Below are 18,485 nucleotides of genomic sequence, written 5' to 3'. Positions count from 1 at the left end.
CTACCGCTGCGGCTCCCGGGGCCGCCCCTGCTCTCGTTCGCGGAGCTGGGAGGTCGGTAGCGGTAGCAGCGGCTCCACTCGCCCGATATGGCGCTTCGAGGCCCACACCATGCCGCAGAAGGCAGTCAGGGCCGTGGCCCCCACACCCCCGCCCCACAGATAGAACGAGAGACGGTGTGGGGCAGCGGGCTCGGGGTTGCCGAACAGGGTGCAAACCAGCAGCAGTGCCAACATGCCGAGAAGGCAGGCCGCGGCTTGGGCGGCCGGGTCGGAGCCCAGCCGGCGGAAGCGCGTCACATGCTCCCGGGCGTCGTAGAACCGTCCCAGCGTGGGGAACTGCCGGGCCAGTACCGGGAATCCGAGCAGCAGCACGCAGCCGACGGCGAGCACGGCCATCCCATGCCACAGGGCTGTCCACCCGGCTCCGTACAGGATCAATGCAATGAGGACGAAGCTGAGCCAGGCCGCGTGCCGGCGGGCCTGGTTGCGGCTCGGCGAGACCGGCGGCAGCTTGTCGCGCAAGGAGACCAGGGCTACGCCGGGAACGGCGTACACGACGAGGGTCAGCACGCCGTCGGCCGCGACCAGGGTGTGCCATCGCCCGCCCATCGCGAGCAGCGTGACCACCCCGACGACGAAGTCCACCGCCAGCACGAGCCAGTAGACGTCCCTGCCGCGCAGGGTGGTCGTGCGCATTGTCTGCAGGCCCCGGTGGGTGAGATGGGCGCGGCTGAGCGTGGCGACCTCGCGGGTCAGGGCATGGGTGAAGACCAGCCCGGCGCCCATGGGGGAGAGCACCGAGTTGATCCGCAGACACCACCCGAGCCAGGCGACCGAGGACGCGAAGGCGAACTGGGTGTAGGGGGAGTCCGGGCGGCCCGGATCCCAATGCCCCTGGCGAGAGCTGAAGACGATCTGGAGGAGGATGTAGAGCACGGTTGTGCCGACGATCGTGCCGTAGACAGCCCAACGCAGCCGGGCAGGCTCGGTCAGCCGGCCCTCGGCCTTGACGTTTCCGGCGAAGTCCAGCGGGCCCTGGAATCCCACATAAGCGTAGATCACCCCGCTGTCCACCACGGCGGCCAGGACCGCGCCGTACCCTCCGGCGCCGCCGGTCCCGTTCCCGGCCCCGCCCCCGCCCCCGTGATGATGATCGAATCCGGACGCGATGAACAGGACGATGGTGAGCAGCGGGACTACGACCTTCACCACGGTCAGCCAGGAGTTGCCGATCCGCACCAGCCGTGGGACGAGCAGATTGGTCGCCGAGATGACCGCCATCAACGCCAGCGAGCAGACCCAGCCCCAGGCGGTCAGGGTGGTCCCTGTCCCTATCAGGGACGTGGGCAGTATGGACGAGAGCCCCTTGGTCATCGCCACGGACTCACTGGCCGCGTTTATCGCGTAGAAGATCCACAGCCCCGCCGCGGCCACGATCGCCACCAGTGGTCCACTGCTCTGCAACGGAAGGAAGATAAGCCCTCCGGTTTTCGGTGCAGCCGTGCCCAACTCCACCATGACACCGGCCACGACCAGCATCACCAGCCCGCCGATCAGCCAGGCCCACGGAGCATAGCTGCCGGCCTTGTCGTAGGCGTCGACCGCGCCCAGCAGCCAGCCGGAGCCGATCGTCCCCCCGGCGGCAAGTCCGAAGAGCTGGAACAGCGAGAGCCGGCGCGGTTCGTCAGATGGTACGTACTCCTTCGGCTGGCCGCTGGTGGGCCGCACCTGCAAGGCCATCCTGCTGTCCCCCGAGTAGCGTTCACTGATGGTTGGCACCTGGTGTGACGACAGGTTACAACTCGCAGTTGCCCTTGAGTGATGCTTCATCAGCTTCTCTTGCCGATGCGGTATTCGACGAAGTCCCGTGGTCCCGTCGGACGTCGGTGAAACGGGATCCGCCGCGTCGCCCGGCACCCGTGACCCCGATCCACAGTTCGTGCCACCGGGCAGAGATCCAGGGCTCGGTGCGACCGATGCCCGTTGCAGAAGGTCTCGAACTCGCGGAACGTGTGCGGGCAGACACGGTTCCCGCCTTGCGCACCCCGCCGTGGCAGGAGTTCGGCGGCCCCTGGCAACTGACCACTCACCCATGGCGGCTCATCAGGCCCGATGCGGTTCAGGGCTCTTCGGCTGGGTCCTCCGTGTGAACCGCCGTGAGGACGGGATTGCCACGGGCCTGGAACCTGCCGACGCCTGGACCACGCGACGGAGACTTCGCCCGGCCAGAGTTCGAAGGGCCGTAGGCGATGAATCCCCGACCTACCAGGGCCCCCTGTTCGGGGTAGACGGGGGATACCGGATGAGGGAGGAGAGCTGTTCATGGCACGCGCTTATGGCGCCCGCGTCCATCGGCGCGGGCGGGCGGAGAAAGGCATGGTAGGGCGGCCACAGGCCGCTGCAGGGGAGCCAGGGGAAGGGGGGCAGGCCCCGAGAGGAGGCGGGGCCCTCGGGGCGGTGGGCGGTGCCCCCCGCGGGTCTTGGGTGCGAGCCGGTTTCGGTCTCGGACTCGGTGCGACGCTGGCCTGGCTGTTGGTGCAGACGGTCCTGCAGATCGGCGAACTGCTGACCCTCTTTCTGGCGGCCGTCTTCATCGCCATCGGTCTGGAGCCGCTGGTCGGTCTGCTCACCCGGCATCGCGTACGGCGCGGTTGGGCGGTCTTCGTCGTGCTGCTGGGGTTCGTGATGTGCCTCGCGGGGTTCGTCGCCCTGATCGCCCAGCCCGTCACGAACGAGGTCGACGCTCTGATCAGGGCGATCCCGAACTGGCTCGCGCAACTCCACGACCGGCATACCTTCCTCGGCCATCTGGAAGATCGCTACCACCTGGTGTCCAGGGTCCACGGCGCGCTTTCCTCCGGTGGCACGGGCCTGCTCGGCGGCCTGCTGGGAGCGGGGAAGATGGTGCTGAGTCTGGTGACGTCGGCGGTCATCGTGGTCGTCGTGACCATCTACCTCATGGCCGCCCTGCCCGTGATCAAGCAGTTCGGCTTCCGCTTCGTCCCCGCGAGCAGACGCGCACGGGTCGAGACGGTGACGGACGAGATCCTGGCCCGGACGGGCCGTTTCATGCTGGCCAACCTGGCCACCTCGGGCATCGCCGGTCTGGCGACCTTCGCCTGGTGCGCGGCGGTCCGCGTACCGTACCCGGCCGCCCTGGGGTTCTTCGTCGCTCTGATGGATCTGATCCCCGTCGTCGGTTCGACCATCGCCGGGGTGGCCGTGAGCCTGGTCGCCTTGTCGGTGTCCCTGCCGATCGCCGGTGCCACGGCCGGCTTCTACGTCGGCTTCCGCCTCGCCGAGGACTACCTGATCATGCCCCGCGCGATGAGGTACGCCGTCGACGTGCATCCCGTCGTCACCGTCGTCGGCGTCCTCGCCGGTGGCGCCCTGCTGGGCATCATCGGCGCCCTGGTCGCGGTACCGGCTGCCGTCTCCATCGGGATCCTGCTGGACGAGTACGTCTTCCCTCGCACCGACACCTCATGACGGCCTGGTCTCCCGCGGTGTGAAGGCTGGTTCGGACGACCTTCGACGAGGGCGGGGGTCCCGAGCCTTGCCCCTGAACCCGCCCGTGGCAGGCCGAGGCGCGCGGTCGCACGGAGCGCGGCACACGGACGCTGCGGATCACCGGTACACGCCCGTCCGTCCTGCCCGGCCTCGGCCACCGTCGCCACCCGCTCCGGGAACCGCCTCTACCTCGCGGTCGTCAACTCCGGGACGGAGAAGGTGAACGTGCCGGTCGAACTGAAGGGGCCGGCCAAGGGGGTCAAGAGGCAGGCCACCACGACGGTCCTGACCGGCCCCGCGCGCGCCACTACCAACACGCTGACGCAGCCCGACACGTTGGTGCCCAGGACCAGCACCGTCACCGGCGCGGCAGCGTCCTTCACCAGCACCGTGCACCGCTCTCGGTCACCGTACTGGAACTCGTCCTGACCTGATCGGCCACCGCCCGACGCCGCCCCGGTCTCTCGTCACACGTCGGTTTCAGAAGCAGAGCTTGCCGTGCGCCGCCATGACCGTACCGTCAGCGGTCGACTCGCCCCACGGACACGCACCGTAGCCACACGGAAGTGAGGGCCTCGACCTGACGGTCGCGGTCCTCGTCGCGTTGTCGTAGACGATCATGCCCCGGGCCTCGTACAGGGGCCCTTTCTTGTGGGCGTCGGCAGCTTGGATGCGTTGGTGACTCCGCAGTTCGAGCGCTCTGACGCCGCGGGCGGCGGCCGACCCGATGTCGGCCGCCGCCCGGCGGAAGGGATGCAGGCTCATATATGGGAGTGGCGCGGTGTCAGTGCGTCGCGCTGCCCGAGACCCACTCGCTCCACGGCATGTTCCAGTCGCTGAGGCCGTTGCCCGGCGCCAGCGTGGTCTTGTCGGCGGAGTTCTTGACGATCACGACGTCACCGATCATCGAGTGGTCGAAGAACCACGCGGCGGGCTGCCTGCCGTCGCCGCCGCCCCTGACGTCCTTCAGGCCCACGCAGCCGTGGCTGGTGTTGACCTTGCCGAAGACCGAGTCGGCACCCCAGTAGTTGCCGTGGATGAACGTGCCCGAGTCGGTCAGGCGCATGGCGTGCGGTACGGCCTTGATGTCGTACGAGGGCTTGCCGTCCTTCTCCGTGAGGCCGACGCTCGCACCGTTCATATGGATCTGCCCGAACTTCTCGGAGATGACCATCCGACCGTTGTACGTCGGGTGCTCGGGGCTGCCGGACGAGATCGGGATGGTCTTGATCGTCTTGCCGTCCCGTGCCACGGCCATCTGCTTCATCCTGGCGTCGACGGTGCTGATCTGGCTCCGGCCGATCTTGAACGTGACCGTCTTCCGGATGCCGTAGCGGTTGAGCGTGACGGTGACGGTGGAGCCGGGCTTCCAGTAGTTCTCGGGGCGGAAGTCCAGGCGGGTGCCGCCGAACCAGTGGCCGACGACCCGCTGGCCGCTGCTGGAGCTGACCCGGATCTCCGACTGCACGGCGGCCTTGTCACTGATCACCTTGGCGAAGTTGACCGTCACCGGCATGCCCACGCCGACGGTCGAGCCGTTCTCGGGGGAGAGGTGCCCGACGAAGTCGTTGGCCGGGGAGACCGTGGTGATCGTCGCGTTCTCGGTGACGGGGCGCCCCTGGGCGTCCACGGCCTCCGCGGCGATCTGGTACTTGGTGGCCCGCTCCAGCCGGCCGTTCGGCTGCCAGGACGTGCCGTCCGCGGACCGGGCGCCCGGAATCTCGGCACCGGTCGCGACGGCGGTCATGGTCACCTTGGTGAGCTTGCCCTTACCGACGGTGACCTTGACGGGGTCGTTGATCCCGACGTCGTAGGCACCTGGCCCGGGGGTGATCCTTATTCGCGCGTCGGAAGCCCCTTGGGCGCCCGCCCGACCTGCCTGAGCCTGCGATTTCGGCTGGTTCCCGGTGCCGTTGCCACTGGTGGCAGCGTTGCTGGTACCGCCGAGGGCCGTGAGTGCGAGTACGCCGCCGAGTACGCCGGCCGTAGCCATCAGCCCGGTGCGTCGCTTACGTGCCGTGATCAAACGCTTCTCCCATGCCACTGGCCGTTGAATCCCTGGAGCTGGTTACCGGAGGAGGGCAACCGGCTCTAGAGACTACTTTTATGCATTCATCGCCCTTAAGGGGTAAATTGTGGCGGATTCCACGCCCAGCGGGAGCGTCGCCGAGGCTCTGCTCGACGGGCGGATGGCGCGTAGTCGATCTGTTCTCGCCGATCGGTGCAGGCCATGGCAGGCGCGCTGCGATGGGCGTGATACCGGTCACGGGCGCCGGTGGCGGTGTCGGCGGCACCGGGGGGAGGCGATCGTGGAGCCCGAGACGCTGGGGCGCTCGCTGGGCAAGCTCCGTCGTGTGCAGGATCTGCGCGGAGCCTGATCGTCGGGCTGCCCATGCCCGTGGTGAGTAACTCTCGGTCCGAGTCGGCGTGCGGGGTGCGATGGACGTCCTGGGAATCGACGCCTGCGGAAAGCAGGGGTGGGTGGGCATCCTGCTCACGGACGGTGCGTACGCGGGCAGCCTGGTGGCCGTGTCCCTCGATGAGCTGATCGAGCGTGCCGGCACCGTACGGGCGATCGCCGTGGACATGCCGCTGGGCCTGGTGGAGCAGGGCCGGCGTGCCGCCGACCTCGCGGCCAGGGCGCTGCTGGGGACGCGACGCAGCAGCGTCTTTCTCATCGCGCCGAGGCCGGCCTGGCAGGAGCCCGACTACCTGGCGGCCGCGAGCCGGTGCCAGGAGCTCACCGGCAGCGGGCTGAGCCGGCAGGCCTGGGCGCTGGCACCGAAACTCCTCGAGGCCCGGGCGTGCTGGCTTGCCGATGAGCGCATCCACGAGGTGCACCCCGAGCTGTCCTTCCGCGCCATGGCGGGCAGGGTGCCACCCGCGTACCCCAAGAAGACCTGGCGCGGCCAGAACCTGCGCCGCGCACTGCTGGCCGAGGCCGGAGTCGTGCTCCCGGACGAGCTCGGGGAGGCCGACCGGATCGCCGTGGACGACGTACTCGACGCGGCTGCCGCCGCCTGGTCGGCGTACCGGATCGCGCTCGGTACCGCGGAACGGGTTCCCACGGCGCCCGAGCCGGACGCGGAGGGGCGTCTCGTCGAAATTCGTTACTGACCGATGATCGGGCAGCGTGTTCCGGTCGGCCGGCTCACCGGCCCTGCCTCAGCGGTCGCAGGACCGCCTCGCCCGCGCGCACGAGCGCGGAGAGCCGCTGTCCGGCCCAGTCGGTGAGGTCGCGCGCACATGCGCCGTCCACTTCGATGATCACCTTGATGTAGCGGGTGTCCAGTGGCGTGACCTTGGTCGGAGCGGACGTGGGGGCCGTCGCCTCCGGTCGACGCTGCAGTGCGGCGCGATAGGTGTCCTTGCGCTGGTTCATACCGTGTCCTGACGGTTGATGAGTTCCTCGGCCAGGTCCATGTACGCGGTGCCCTTCACCTCGACGGGGCTCCCGAAGGACTGGGAGTACAGGTCGAGCCGCGGAATGTGTGTGGACAACACGTCGAAACCCCGCTCGGTGAGGGCTTCGCGGGCGTCGGCATCGGGACCGGTGCGCGTGGCGTCCGGACGATTCGTGCGGTTCAGCAGGACGGCGGCGCGGGCCGGGTGGGAGCGCAGGGACTGCAGGTCGTCCATCTCACGGTCGATCGGCGCCATCCGGTCCAGCTCGATCGGGGCCGGGGTCACGGGCACGATCCACTCGCTCGCGTACCTCATGACGCCTCGGGCGATCTGGGCGTGGTCCTCCAGCTGCGGGGCGTCGAACACCACTGCCTGCCGGTTGTCGAGAAAGTCGTTCACCCGCCGGTGTACGTCACCCACCGGAAGGGCGAGGACGGGAAACGGAAAACCGCCCGCCAGCTCGCTCCACCGCAGCGCCGAGGACGCTGGGTCGCTGTCCACCAGCAAGGGTGACAGGCCCGACGCGTGCAGGGCGTGGGTCAACCAGACGGCGCTGGTGGTCTTCCCCACCCCGGGTTTCAGGTTCACGAACGCATAGCTCAACGGCACGGAAGCCGACGTTAGCGGGCGAGCGCCTGCGGTTGCCGTCGACGCGTGGCCACCGTACGCGGTTCACCCGGCGGCGCCGGTGAATCATTCCCGCGGGCTAACGCGCAGCACGGCCGAGGACTCGGCCGAGGATCCGCCGGAAAATCAGGTGCCCCGGCCGCCTGATCTCTCATAACGTCGTCGCGTACCGAGCGCCGCGATGTCACGGCGGCGCGCGTCGTGAGACACAGACACCGAGGGGAGCCCGCCGTGCGTGACCGTACCGCCGTCGTCGTTCCCCCGTCGCGGTCCGAGGTGATCCTGGTGTCCTCGTCCGCCCGGTGCCCGCTGCGCGGCCGGCACCGGATGCCGTGACGAGTCCCTGACCCGGTTCGCTCACCCCTGCCGTCCGTCGGCGGGTCGGTCGATCCGGCATGCCTTCGTCCGGGTAATCGCGCTGCCCCTTTTCCTGATCCTCAGAAAGGCCATGGGCCGTGCGCACCAACCTCGCGACCGTCCGCAAGCTCGGCATCCTCGCCCACGTCGACGCCGGCAAGACCACCGTCACCGAGCGGATCCTCTTCGCCACCGGCACCACCCACAAGCGCGGCGAGGTCCACGACGGCACCACCGTCACCGACTTCGACCCCCAGGAACGCGACCGGGGCATCACCATCTTCGCCGCCGCCGTCAGCTGCGCCTGGGCCGGTCACCGCATCAACCTCATCGACACCCCCGGCCACGTCGACTTCGCCGACGAGGTCGAACGCTCGCTGCGGGTCCTCGACGGGGCGATCGCCGTGTTCGACGCCGTCGCCGGGGTCGAGCCGCAGAGCGAGTCGGTGTGGCGGCAGGCCGACCGGCACGGCGTACCGAGGATCGCGTTCGTCAACAAGCTGGACCGCGCGGGCGCCGACCTCGACCGGGCCGTCGACTCCATCCGGGAGCGGCTGCATCCCGCCCCGCTCGTCGTGCAGATGCCGATCGGCGCCGAGGACGGCTTCACCGGCGTCGTCGATCTGGTGCGCATGCGCGCCCTGGTCTGGGACGACGGCGGCGGTACGGCGGTGCAGGGCCCGGTGCCCGAGACGCTGCGGGAGGAGGCCCTGAGGCGGCGCCGGGTGCTGGAGGAGGCGGTGGCCGAGCTGCATCCGGCCGCCCTGGAGGAGTTCTGCCACCGGGAGACCCTCGCCCCCGCCTCCCTCGCCGCGGGCCTGCGCGACCTCACCCGCACCGGCGACGGCGTGGTCGTCCTGTGCGGCTCCGCCTACCGCAACCGCGGCGTCGAACCGCTGCTGGACGCGGTGGTGGCCTACCTGCCGTCACCGCTCGACGTACCCGCCGTACGCGGTGTCCACGAGGACACCGAACAGCGGCGGGCCGCCGACCCGCAGGCGCCGTTCGCGGCGCTCGCGTTCAAGGTGCACGCGAGGGGCACCGGACGCCTGACCCACCTGCGCGTCTACTCGGGCACGATCGAGAAGGGAGACACCGTGTGGGATCCCGGCACCGGGCGCACCGAGCGGGTGGCGCGGATCCTCAGGGTCATGGCCGACCGGCATGTCCAGCTGGACCGGGCGGTGGCCGGTGACATCGTCGCGGTGGCGGGACTGAAGGCGGCGCGGGCCGGTTCCACCCTCTGCGATCCCGGCGCCCCGCTGCTCCTGGAGCCGCCCACGGTCGCCGAGCCCGTCGTGTCCGTGGCCGTCGAGGCGCGCCGCGGCACCGACACCGGCCGGCTGGCGACGGCACTGGCGCGGCTCGCCGAGAGGATCCCTCGCTGGTGGTGCGCACCGACGGCGAGACCGGGCAGACGGTGCTGTCCGGAATGGGCGAACTGCACCTGGAGGTCGCGGTGGAGAAGATCCGCCGTGACGGCGGGCCGGAGGTCACCGTGGGCCGTCCGAGGGTCGCGTACCGGGAGACCGTCGTGCGCGGGGTCGGCGGCCTGGTCTTCCGGCACGTCAAACAGGACGGCGGGGCAGGGCAGTTCGCCCATGTCGTCCTGGACGTGGAGCCGCTCGGGGCCGACGTGGGTGCGACGGGCTTCGAGTTCCGGTCCGTCGTGGTCGGCGGGCGGGTGCCGCAGGAGTACGTGCGCGCGGTGGAGGCCGGCTGCCGGGACGCCCTGACCGAGGGTCCGCTCGGCGGTCACCCGGTGACCGGGCTGCGGGTCACGCTGACCGACGGCTCGACCCATGTGAAGGACTCCTCCGACACGGCCTTCCGCACCGCCGGCCGGCTCGGGCTGCGCGAGGCGCTGCGCGCCTGCGCGACGGCCCTGCTGGAACCGGTGGCCGAGGTCACGGTCACCGTGCCCGAGGACGCGGTCGGCGCAGTGCTCGGCGATCTGGCCGCCCGGCGCGGCCGGGTCACCGGCTCGGAGAACCGGGGCGGGGCGGCGGTGCTGACCGCCACCGTGCCGCTGGCCGAACTGTTCGGCTACGCGACCCGGTTGCGCAGCCGCACCCAGGGCCGGGGCACCTTCACCACCCGCCCCGCGGGGTACGCCCCGGCACCGCAGCAGGCGGCGGTTCGGTAGCCGTCGGATCCCTCGCGTCGTCACGTGAGTGAGCGGGCCCCCTGGTTCTCGTTGTCGCCAGGGGGCCCGTGAGGGGTTCTGTGCTCCACGCCGACCGGAACCAATTGTCGTACGCCGAACGACGGGACGAGGTACAGGCACCGCCGGGGAGCGAAGCCGGATGCCACCCCTCTTGCGGCCATCGCTTTCACCGCAACCCTGCCGCATGATTCGGCATCCCCCGAGACGGGACACTTCGAGTCGCCGCCTGTGTTGTCAATACACGGGCACCGGCGGACGAGAGCGAACAGGTGTACTCGCGGGCTTTCATCACGGGAGTGACGTGAGTTCTCCGTGTGGGACTTTGCCCGCGTTGACGCACTGCGGACGCCACGAGTAGAAGTAATCCCTCGAAGACTCCGGCTCGTCGCGACCGAGCGAATCATGGGTATTCCGCGGTGACCTCGCGCCGGCGGAGCGATGAACGCGAAGGAGAAAAGATGTCCGTGGAAATCTACGACCTCTTACCGGAATCGGCCCCCCAGCCTCCGGGCCCCCGGATGTCCCGGGTGCGGCGGCCCCTTCGGGAAAGCACCAAGTTCACCGATGAACGAGCCACCACGAATCCCGAGGTGGCCATCAAGGAGCAGTTGGCGGGCGACAGCCGCTACACGGCGATGCGCGTCGAGAAGGCCCAGGAGTTCATCGACGACCTGGTGTTGCCGAACGAGGGCCCCATCGTGGCACCGGGATTCCGCCTCGTCCCCGCGGCCGCGGCCCGGAGCCTGAACCTGGACGCGGCGGCGGACGACCCCGCCGACTCCCTGGACGACATCGTGCTGGACCAGCCGACCACTGCTCCGGCCGCCGCGGTGGACGGCAACATCGTCGCGACCTTCGTCGACGGAATCAGGGGACAGAACATCTTCGACGTGCTGGACTCCTGCCTTCTGGCCCAGCTCGTCGCGAACGGCCGGTGCGACCGCGAGAGCGAGCCCGTCGGGTGGACCAGGTCTTACGGCCATGTACTCGAGAAACTTGCCTGGGTCGTGCCGGCATTCGATTTCTTCGGGCTTCGTTCCCAGTCGGGCCAATTGAGCATGAGTGCGGCCCTCCTCAAGGTGATATCCGGCATCATGACCGCGCGGCAGGTGGACCTCGTCTCGGCTGCGATCGAGCTGATGCAGGGGCTACCGGTCGACGACCGCCGCCTGCAGATATTCCGGTCCAACTCGGTGGAAGCGAACGCAGGAAACTTCCAAGTGGATTCCGTGGGCGAATCCGAGAACGGGATGGTCTCGCTCAAGCTCTGCGCCTTCAACTTCCGCACCAGCGAGAACGTGACGGACGTACTGTGGTGGCGCTTCAACAGCCAGACCACCCTGCTTCAGGCGACCCGGACGACCTTCGTGCTCAACACGCACATCTACGACCGGATCCGCGACGCCGTCGCCGCCAAACTCGGCAATCGCGCCCAGAAGTACATCGCCGGCCTCCCCGACTTCTCGGACGAGGAGGGTGGGGGCGACCACTGATGCCGGACCCGCAGGAGCAGGGAGGCCTACCCGGCGCGGTCCGTGTCGAGGAGGCGGTCGAAGAGGAAGGGCGTGTCGACGAAAGGCGCATATCCGAGACCCTGAGCACCCTCCGCGATCTCGATGTAGGCCCTGAACCCGCGCGGTTCGAGGGCCACGGCGAAGGGGGGTCGGCAGCCGCGGTCGCCGCCTCTATCGTCTCCGTCACCTCAGGGGTTTCCGCGCAGCATGCTCAGGACGTCTTCCACAGCCTGCTCCTGGCTCAACTCGCCGCCACAGCGAAGGCCGACCGCTTCACCGATCCCGCCGGCTGGTACAAGCACCACCAGTCGGCACTGGAGCAGATCGGATGGGTGACTTCACAGAGCGACGCATTCACGGTTTACGACCCGTCGAAGGTCCCGTACACCATCACCACCGTCGTGACGGACCTGATGGAGCCGGTGGCGACAGCGGACGAGTCGGCGCTCGTCCGCCGCACTCTCCGTTCCTTCACCGACTCGAGCGAATCCGCACAGTTCGTGTGGGAGTGTCCGAGTCATGCGGGCGGCAAGGGGAATTTCCAATTCGCCCTGGCGTCCGGGGAGTCGGACGAGTCCGGCGTGATGCTGCGCGTCGGCCGGTTCTCCTTCAGCACCAAGAAGTACGTGACCCGTCTCGGCAAGGAACTCTTCGAGTCGGACGCGCACTTCCAGAAATCCCTCGTCACCCTGGTCCTCACCGAGCGGGTGCACGCTCGGCTGCGAGAGGCCATAGCGGCGAAACTCGGGAACCGGGCGGAGGGAATGGTCGCCGGCATCAGCCTCGAAGGGCTCGAAGACGCCGACCCGGAGCGGGACGGCGCCCGGCCGGAGCGCATGTGAGGACACACTCCGGGTCCGAGGGCCTCTTCGGTTCGGGGTGTGGTCCCCGCCGGCTGCCGTGCCGCCGCTGTACTCGCTGATCACTGTTGACCGGAGACGGCTCGTGGTCCGGTCGCCGCACCAGCGGGCAGACGCCGCACCGCGCAGACGGACCGCGTGGTGCCGCGTCTGCTTGCCCGTGCGCGCACGGTGGCCGCGCCTGCCCGGGCCGCCCGCGACACGGCAGGCCAGCTGAAGCAGCTGCCTCGCGGGCCGTCTCGTCCGCACGGGAAATCACCCTCACCGGGCGATGCGCCCACCCTGGGGAACGGGTGAGCTGGAAGACGAAATCGCTGGTCCCTGGCCCGGAGGCGTGAGGCGAAAGATGACCGAGGACATCACCGGCGCGAGTGGCGTGGCCGCTCTCGCCGCGGCAGACGCTCCTGTGTTCGAAACGCTCGTCCATATGACGCTCGACACCTTCGAGCGGTCCGGACTCGACCCGGAAACGTATCTGCTCGCGCGCATCGCCGCCCTGGTGGCCCTGGACGCCGCCCCGGCCTCCTACCTGCTCAACATCGGCACGGCGGAAGAGCTCGGTGTCCCGTTCGAGAAGATCCAGGGCACGCTCGTGGCCATCGCCCCCGTCGTCGGCAGTGCCCGTGTGGTGTCGGCCGCCCAGAACATCGGGGTGGCCTTCGGGCTGGACCTGCCGGGAACGGGCGCGGCATGACCGCCCGTCGCCGCGGCCCCCTGGGGAGAGCGTGAGCCATGTGCCGCTGGCTCGCCTACTCGGGAACGCCCCTGCTCCTCGACGAGGTCCTGTACCGCCCGAAACACTCGCTGATCGACCAGAGCCTGCACGCGCGGATGGGCGTCGAAACGACCAACGGCGACGGCTTCGGCATCGGCTGGTACCAGGGAAACGCCCGCACTCCGGCCGTGTTCCACGACATCGGCCCGGCCTGGAGCAACCGCAACCTGCGGGAGATCGCCGGGCACGTCCGCGCCCCCCTGTTCTTCGCGCACGTCCGGGCCTCCACCGGAACAGCGGTGCAGGCGACCAACTGCCACCCGTTCCGGTACGACCGCTGGATGTGGATGCACAACGGCGCCATCGCCGGCTTCCACGTACTCCGCCGGGACATCCTCCTCGCCGTCGACCCTGAGCTCTTCGCGTCGATCGAGGGCACCACGGACTCCGAGGCGATGTTCTACCTGGCCCTCACGTTCGGCCTCGAGGAGGACCCGGCCGGAGCCGTCGCCCGTATGACCGGCTTCGTCGAGCGGCTCGGCCGGGAGCACGGGGTGCCGGCCCCGCTGCAGATGACGCTCGCGGTGGCCGACGGGGAACGGCTCCTGGCCTTCCGCTACGCCAGCCAGGGCACGCCGAGGTCGCTGTACTACAGCGCCGGCGTGGAGGACCTGCGGGCCCTGCACCCGGAGACCGACTTCCTGAGAGACGTCTCGGACGAGACCCGCCTGGTGGTGTCGGAACCACTCGGCGACCTGCCCGGCGCCTGGATCGAGGTCCCGGCGAACAGCTACGGAATCGTCCAGCCCGGCGGGGACATCCTGCAGGAGTTCCGACCCGAGTTGCCCTGACGGCTGCCCTGCGGGGTGCGCGTGGCGGACCGTGCGGAGGGCTTCGCAGCGGCCGGCTCACGCTGCCGACCGCTCAACACCGCGTTACGGGTACCGCAGTCGGGGGTGGTTGTCCGGGAAGGCTGTGCGTGAGGCTGGTGCCTGGGTGGCGCCGACGGTGTGGTGAACCTCGCCCGGGCGCCGGCGCGGCCAACTGGTGGCGGTGCGGCCAACTGGTGGCGGTGCGGTGGGCTGTTCGTCCGGTCGGCACTGCGGCTGGCCGTTGGTCCGGTCGGCGCCGCGCCGAACGACTCACACGGTCGGGAGGCGCGAGTCCGGCGCTGCCTTGCCGCCGCCCGAGCCTCACCGGTAACGACTGAGCCGACCACCACTCCCGGGTGGCCGTCCATCAGTACCGGCACGGCCGCGTGCTGATCCGTCCGGCTGCACCGTTACCGACGGGGCCGCCCACCAGTGCCGGATGAGCTGGCGGAGGTACCGGCAGGGCTGCGCGCCCACACCGACCAGGCCGCACCTCTACTGACCGGACCACCCAGCGGTGCCGGATGGGCCGCCCACCAGCTCAGACGGGCTGCCCACAGAAAACGCCCTGCGCGCCACCTTCACAGCCGCCACGTCAACACCGACCAGCGCCACCCCAGCCGGCGACACCCGCCCACCCCCCGGAGGGACCCCTCACGCCAGCCGTCCGTCCAACGCCGCCCGCCACGCGGGCGACGGCACCACTCGCGTCACGGTACGCGGCCGGCTTCCGCCGCGTGCGAAGAACGCGGCCAGCGGAAGGACCGCCGCGCCCACGGTGACCGCGTCCGGACCGAGGCGGCCCAGTTCGATGCCGACCCGGGCGGCGGGGAAGCGCAGGGCGTGCGCGAGGGCATGTGCCCGGACCTCGTCCAGGAAGCCGCCGCCGAGCTGGAGGGCCGCCCAGCCGCCGATCAGGACGCGTTCCGGTTGGAAGAGGTTGATCAGGTCGGACAGACCGGCGCCCAGGTACTCGGCGGTCTCGGCGAGGACGGCCGCCGCCACCGGGTCGGCGGCGCGGCCGTCCGCGGGCCGGGCCGCGGCGAGCAGTTCGGTCAGCGCGGTCTCCTCGCCGGCTCCGGCCGACGGTCGGCCGCCCGCCTCCCGCCAGCGTGCCGCCAACGCCTCCGCGCCCGCGTACGCCTCCAGACAGCCGAAGGCACCGCACCGGCACCGGCGCCCGCCGACCCGTACCGTCAGGTGCCCCCACTCCACCGCCCGTCCCTGGGCCGCCTCCTCGGTGACGACACAGGCGCCGACGCCGGAGCCGAACAGGACCACCACGGCGCTGCGGGCCCCGCGCCCGGCGCCGAACCACATCTCGGCCTGGCCCAGCGTCTTGGCACCGTTGTCGATGAAGTACGGCACGTGCGAGGGGAGTTGGCCGGTCACGCGCAGCAGTCGCTCGAGCGGGACCGCGTCCCAGCCGATCGTCTGGCCGTGGACGACCGCGCCCTCCTCCCCGGCGTCCTCGATGATGCCGGGCACGCCGATGCCGACGCCGAGCAGGTCGGCCGGGGCGAGCCGGGCCGTACGGAGCACCTCGGCGACACCCTCGTGCACATGGCCGACGACCGCGTCGACGTCGTACCCGCGTGGCGCCAACGGCCGTTCGGTCCAGGCCAGTTCGGAGAGACCGAGGTCCAACAGCTCCACCCGGACGCGGGTTTCGCCGACGTCGACCCCGATCAGCCGCCCGCTGTCCGGCCGTATCCGCAGCAGCCGGCGCGGCCGGCCGACGACGGAGCCGACGCTGCCCGCCTCCTCCACCAGCCCGTCGGCCAGCAGTTCGGCCACAACGTTGCTGACGGAGCCCGAACTCAGTCCGGTCGCCGGACCGAGGGCGTACCGGCTCATCGGGCCGTCGAAATACAACCGTTGCAGAACCGCGCTCCGGCTCTCCCGCCGCAGGTCACGCACCGTACGGCCGCCCAGCCCTGCCACCCGACCTCCCTGGTTCGCGCATTTTCGAGGGCCGCCCGGCCGGATGCCGCTGCCGGATCCCTTGACGACCGTTTCTCTTGAGGTTTAACTCACATCCTAAATTAAGCCATGAGGGGCTTCGGGTGCCGCACGGGATGTCGGCTCTCGCGAGCAGCCTCGGGGTTCTCGACTCCCGGAAAGGGACACCAGGAGCCATGCGCAGCATCCGAGCCGCGGCCGTAGGTGCCGTCACCATGTCTCTCGCCCTCGCGGCTACGGCCTGTGGAGGCGGTTCGTCCAGCGGCGGGGGGTCAGACGACTCGCCGAAGACGCTCACGTACTGGGCCTCCAACCAGGGCGCCAGCATCGCGGTCGACAAGAAGGTCCTGCAGCCCGAACTCGACAAGTTCGAGAAGCAGACCGGCATCACGGTGAAGCTGGAGGTCGTGCCCTGGTCCGACCTGCTCAACCGGATCCTCACCGCGACCACCTCCGGCCAGGGCCCGGACGTACTGAACATCGGCAACACCTGGAGCGCCTCCCTGCAGGCGACCGGCGCGCTGCTGCCGTGGGACGCGAAGACCTTCCAGAAGATCGGCGGGAAGGACCGGTTCGTCGACTCCGCGCTCGGTTCGACGGGGGCGCAGGGCAAGGACCCCGCCGCGGTGCCGCTGTACTCGATGGCGTACGCGCTCTACTACAACAAGCAGATCTTCGCCGACGCCGGTATCTCCAAGCCCCCGGCCACCTGGGACGAGCTGATCGCCGACGGCAAGAAGATCAAGGCCAAGGGCAAGTCCGTCCTCGGCGCCGAGGGCTCGAACCTGTCGGAGAACATCCACCACGTCTTCGTCTTCGCCAAGCAGCACGGCGCCGACTTCTTCACCGCCGACGGCAAGCCCGACTTCACCGACCCCAAGGTGGTCGACGCGGTCAAGCAGTACGTCGACCTCATGGCCAAGGACAAGGTCGTCCCGACCGGCGACGCCGAGTACGCGCAGAACCAGTCCGTCAGCGACTTCGCCCAGGGCAAGCAGGCCATGCTGCTGTGGCAGTCCGCCGCGGCCAACCTCAACTCGCAGGGCATGAGCGAGGACGCCTACGGCATCGCGCCCGTGCCCGTGCGGTCCGGCACCCCCGGCACCGGCGCCCAGACCAACTCGATGGTCGCGGGCATCAACATCGCCGTCTTCAGGAACAGCCACAACCTCGACGGCGCCACGAAGTTCGTGAAGTTCATGACCAGCGACGACGAGCAGAAGATCCTCAACAAGGCCTACACCTCCATCCCGCCGGTCAGGACCGCCCAGGAGGACGCGGCCTTCAACGCCCCGGCGAACGCCGTGCTGAAGCAGACCCTCGCCACCAGCGCCGCCGCGCTGCCCCAGGTCGCGTCCGAGTCGCAGTTCGAGACGGCGGTCGGCACGGCCGTCAAGGAGCTGTTCGCCGACGCCGCCGCCGGACGCGCGGTGACCACCGACTCCGTCAAGGCGAAGCTGGAGAAGGCCCAGCAGCAGATGCCGGCGGCGTGAGCGCGATGACCCCGACCGCTCTGCAGGAGCCGGTCCGCGAGACCTCCCCCGGTGCGGCGCGCGAACCCCGCCGCCGCACCGGGCGGATCCGCCGCATCGGACTCCCGTACCTGCTGCTCCTGCCCGCCCTGCTCCTCGAACTCCTCGTCCACCTGGTGCCGATGGTCATCGGCATCGTGATGAGCTGCAAGGAACTCACCCAGTTCTACATCCGTGACTGGGGCAGTGCCCCCTGGTCCGGCCTCGGCAACTACCAGGTGTCGGTGGACTTCGATGCGCCGGTGGGCGAGGCGCTGCTGCACTCGTTCCTCGTCACCATCGGCTTCACCCTGCTCTCGGTCGGCCTGTGCTGGCTCATCGGCACAGCCGCCGCGATCTTCATGCAGGACACCTTCCGCGGCCGCGGCCTGCTGCGCGCCCTGTTCCTGGTGCCGTACGCGCTGCCCGTCTACGCGGCCGTCATCACCTGGGTATTCATGTTCCAGCACGACAACGGCCTGGTGAACCACGTCCTGCACGACCAGCTGCACCTCACCGACAAGCCCACCTTCTGGCTCATCGGCGACAACAGCTTCTACACCCTGCTGACCGTGTCGGTGTGGAAGGGCTGGCCGTTCGCCTTCCTCATCGTGATGGCCGGACTGCAGAACATCCCCAAGGAGCTCTACGAGGCCGCCGCGCTGGACGGCGCCGGGATCCGGCAGCAGATCCGCCGCATCACCCTGCCCTCGCTGCGCCCCGTCAACCAGGTCCTGGTCCTGGTGCTGTTCCTGTGGACGTTCAACGACTTCAACACGCCGTACGTGCTGTTCGGCAAGTCCGCCCCCGAGGCCGCCGACCTCATCTCCGTGCACATCTACCAGGCGTCCTTCGTCACCTGGAACTTCGGCACCGGCTCCGCCATGTCCGTCCTGCTGCTGCTCTTCCTGCTGGTCGTGACGGGCGGGTACCTCCTGCTCACCTCGCGCGGACGGAGGGCCGCCGATGTCTGACACCAGCTCCC

15 protein-coding genes and 1 pseudogene are annotated in these 18,485 nt (G+C 69.8%); 10 read left to right on the top strand and 6 right to left on the bottom strand.

Going from position 1 to position 18,485, the window contains the following annotated elements; translation table 11 throughout:
- Positions 1 to 1,740, bottom strand: coding sequence for an amino acid permease (locus tag ACFZDC_RS09420; RefSeq protein WP_391321829.1), 1,740 nt, complete (start codon positions 1,738 to 1,740; stop codon positions 1 to 3).
- 795 nt (positions 1,741 to 2,535) lie between these two features.
- Here ACFZDC_RS09420 and ACFZDC_RS09415 point away from each other — a divergent pair.
- Both ACFZDC_RS09415 and ACFZDC_RS09410 read left to right on the top strand, forming a co-directional pair.
- Positions 2,536 to 3,489 (top strand): AI-2E family transporter, encoded by a 954-nt coding sequence (locus ACFZDC_RS09415; RefSeq protein ID WP_391322194.1) that lies wholly within the window; start codon positions 2,536 to 2,538, stop codon positions 3,487 to 3,489.
- Between the two features lie 246 nt (positions 3,490 to 3,735).
- On the top strand, positions 3,736 to 3,939 hold the full coding sequence (locus ACFZDC_RS09410; RefSeq protein WP_391321827.1) for a hypothetical protein: 204 nt from the start codon (positions 3,736 to 3,738) through the stop codon (positions 3,937 to 3,939).
- A 51-nt stretch (positions 3,940 to 3,990) separates the two neighbouring features.
- On the opposite strand, the gene ACFZDC_RS09405 is transcribed toward ACFZDC_RS09410, so the two are convergent.
- Together ACFZDC_RS09405 and ACFZDC_RS09400 are read right to left on the bottom strand one after the other, a co-directional pair.
- On the bottom strand, positions 3,991 to 4,275 hold the full coding sequence (locus ACFZDC_RS09405; protein WP_391321825.1) for a hypothetical protein: 285 nt from the start codon (positions 4,273 to 4,275) through the stop codon (positions 3,991 to 3,993).
- Between the two features lie 19 nt (positions 4,276 to 4,294).
- On the bottom strand, positions 4,295 to 5,503 hold the full coding sequence (locus tag ACFZDC_RS09400; protein ID WP_391322192.1) for an Ig-like domain-containing protein: 1,209 nt from the start codon (positions 5,501 to 5,503) through the stop codon (positions 4,295 to 4,297).
- A gap of 446 nt (positions 5,504 to 5,949) precedes the next feature.
- On the opposite strand from ACFZDC_RS09400, the gene ACFZDC_RS09395 reads away from it, so the two are divergent.
- A complete protein-coding gene (locus ACFZDC_RS09395; RefSeq protein WP_391321823.1) occupies positions 5,950 to 6,627 on the top strand; it encodes a DUF429 domain-containing protein in 678 nt (225 codons plus the stop codon).
- Positions 6,628 to 6,661: 34 nt separating this feature from the next.
- Here ACFZDC_RS09395 and ACFZDC_RS09390 read toward each other — a convergent pair whose 3' ends face one another.
- Together ACFZDC_RS09390 and ACFZDC_RS09385 are read right to left on the bottom strand one after the other, a co-directional pair.
- Positions 6,662 to 6,892 (bottom strand): hypothetical protein, encoded by a 231-nt coding sequence (locus ACFZDC_RS09390; RefSeq protein WP_391321821.1) that lies wholly within the window; start codon positions 6,890 to 6,892, stop codon positions 6,662 to 6,664.
- Positions 6,889 to 7,524: a hypothetical protein gene (locus ACFZDC_RS09385; protein WP_391321819.1), complete on the bottom strand. Its 636-nt coding sequence runs from the start codon at positions 7,522 to 7,524 to the stop codon at positions 6,889 to 6,891. Before ACFZDC_RS09385 ends, ACFZDC_RS09390 begins: the two co-directional genes overlap by 4 nt.
- Positions 7,525 to 7,997: 473 nt before the next feature.
- On the opposite strand from ACFZDC_RS09385, the pseudogene fusA reads away from it, so the two are divergent.
- The 5 genes and pseudogenes from fusA to ACFZDC_RS09360 all read left to right on the top strand — a co-directional run bounded on the left by fusA (position 7,998) and on the right by ACFZDC_RS09360 (position 14,006).
- Positions 7,998 to 10,045 (top strand): annotated as a pseudogene (gene fusA / locus ACFZDC_RS09380) (elongation factor G).
- 437 nt (positions 10,046 to 10,482) lie between these two features.
- Positions 10,483 to 11,559: a hypothetical protein gene (locus ACFZDC_RS09375; protein ID WP_391321817.1), complete on the top strand. Its 1,077-nt coding sequence runs from the start codon at positions 10,483 to 10,485 to the stop codon at positions 11,557 to 11,559.
- The gene (locus ACFZDC_RS09370; RefSeq protein ID WP_391321815.1) at positions 11,559 to 12,422 is read left to right on the top strand and encodes a hypothetical protein; all 864 of its coding nucleotides are present in this window, start codon (positions 11,559 to 11,561) and stop codon (positions 12,420 to 12,422) included. The genes ACFZDC_RS09375 and ACFZDC_RS09370 overlap by 1 nt, the downstream gene beginning before the upstream one ends.
- 364 nt (positions 12,423 to 12,786) lie before the next feature.
- On the top strand, positions 12,787 to 13,134 hold the full coding sequence (locus ACFZDC_RS09365; protein ID WP_391321813.1) for a carboxymuconolactone decarboxylase family protein: 348 nt from the start codon (positions 12,787 to 12,789) through the stop codon (positions 13,132 to 13,134).
- 38 nt (positions 13,135 to 13,172) lie between these two features.
- Positions 13,173 to 14,006, top strand: a complete 834-nt coding sequence (locus tag ACFZDC_RS09360) for a class II glutamine amidotransferase (RefSeq protein ID WP_391321811.1) — start codon at positions 13,173 to 13,175, stop codon at positions 14,004 to 14,006.
- Between the two features lie 675 nt (positions 14,007 to 14,681).
- Here the strand turns inward: ACFZDC_RS09360 and ACFZDC_RS09355 are convergent.
- Positions 14,682 to 15,971: an ROK family protein gene (locus ACFZDC_RS09355; protein ID WP_391321809.1), complete on the bottom strand. Its 1,290-nt coding sequence runs from the start codon at positions 15,969 to 15,971 to the stop codon at positions 14,682 to 14,684.
- A 194-nt stretch (positions 15,972 to 16,165) separates the two neighbouring features.
- On the opposite strand from ACFZDC_RS09355, the gene ACFZDC_RS09350 reads away from it, so the two are divergent.
- Both ACFZDC_RS09350 and ACFZDC_RS09345 read left to right on the top strand, forming a co-directional pair.
- Positions 16,166 to 17,482, top strand: a complete 1,317-nt coding sequence (locus tag ACFZDC_RS09350; RefSeq protein WP_391321807.1) for an extracellular solute-binding protein — start codon at positions 16,166 to 16,168, stop codon at positions 17,480 to 17,482.
- Between the two features lie 5 nt (positions 17,483 to 17,487).
- The gene (locus ACFZDC_RS09345) at positions 17,488 to 18,474 is read left to right on the top strand and encodes an ABC transporter permease subunit (protein WP_391322190.1); all 987 of its coding nucleotides are present in this window, start codon (positions 17,488 to 17,490) and stop codon (positions 18,472 to 18,474) included.
- The last annotated feature ends 11 nt before the right edge of the window (positions 18,475 to 18,485 follow it).

Origin of the sequence: Streptomyces sp. NPDC007905, from assembly GCF_042959345.1 — a bacterium.
Lineage (GTDB): Bacteria > Actinomycetota > Actinomycetes > Streptomycetales > Streptomycetaceae > Streptomyces.
This window is presented reverse-complemented; position numbering and strand designations above follow the sequence as displayed.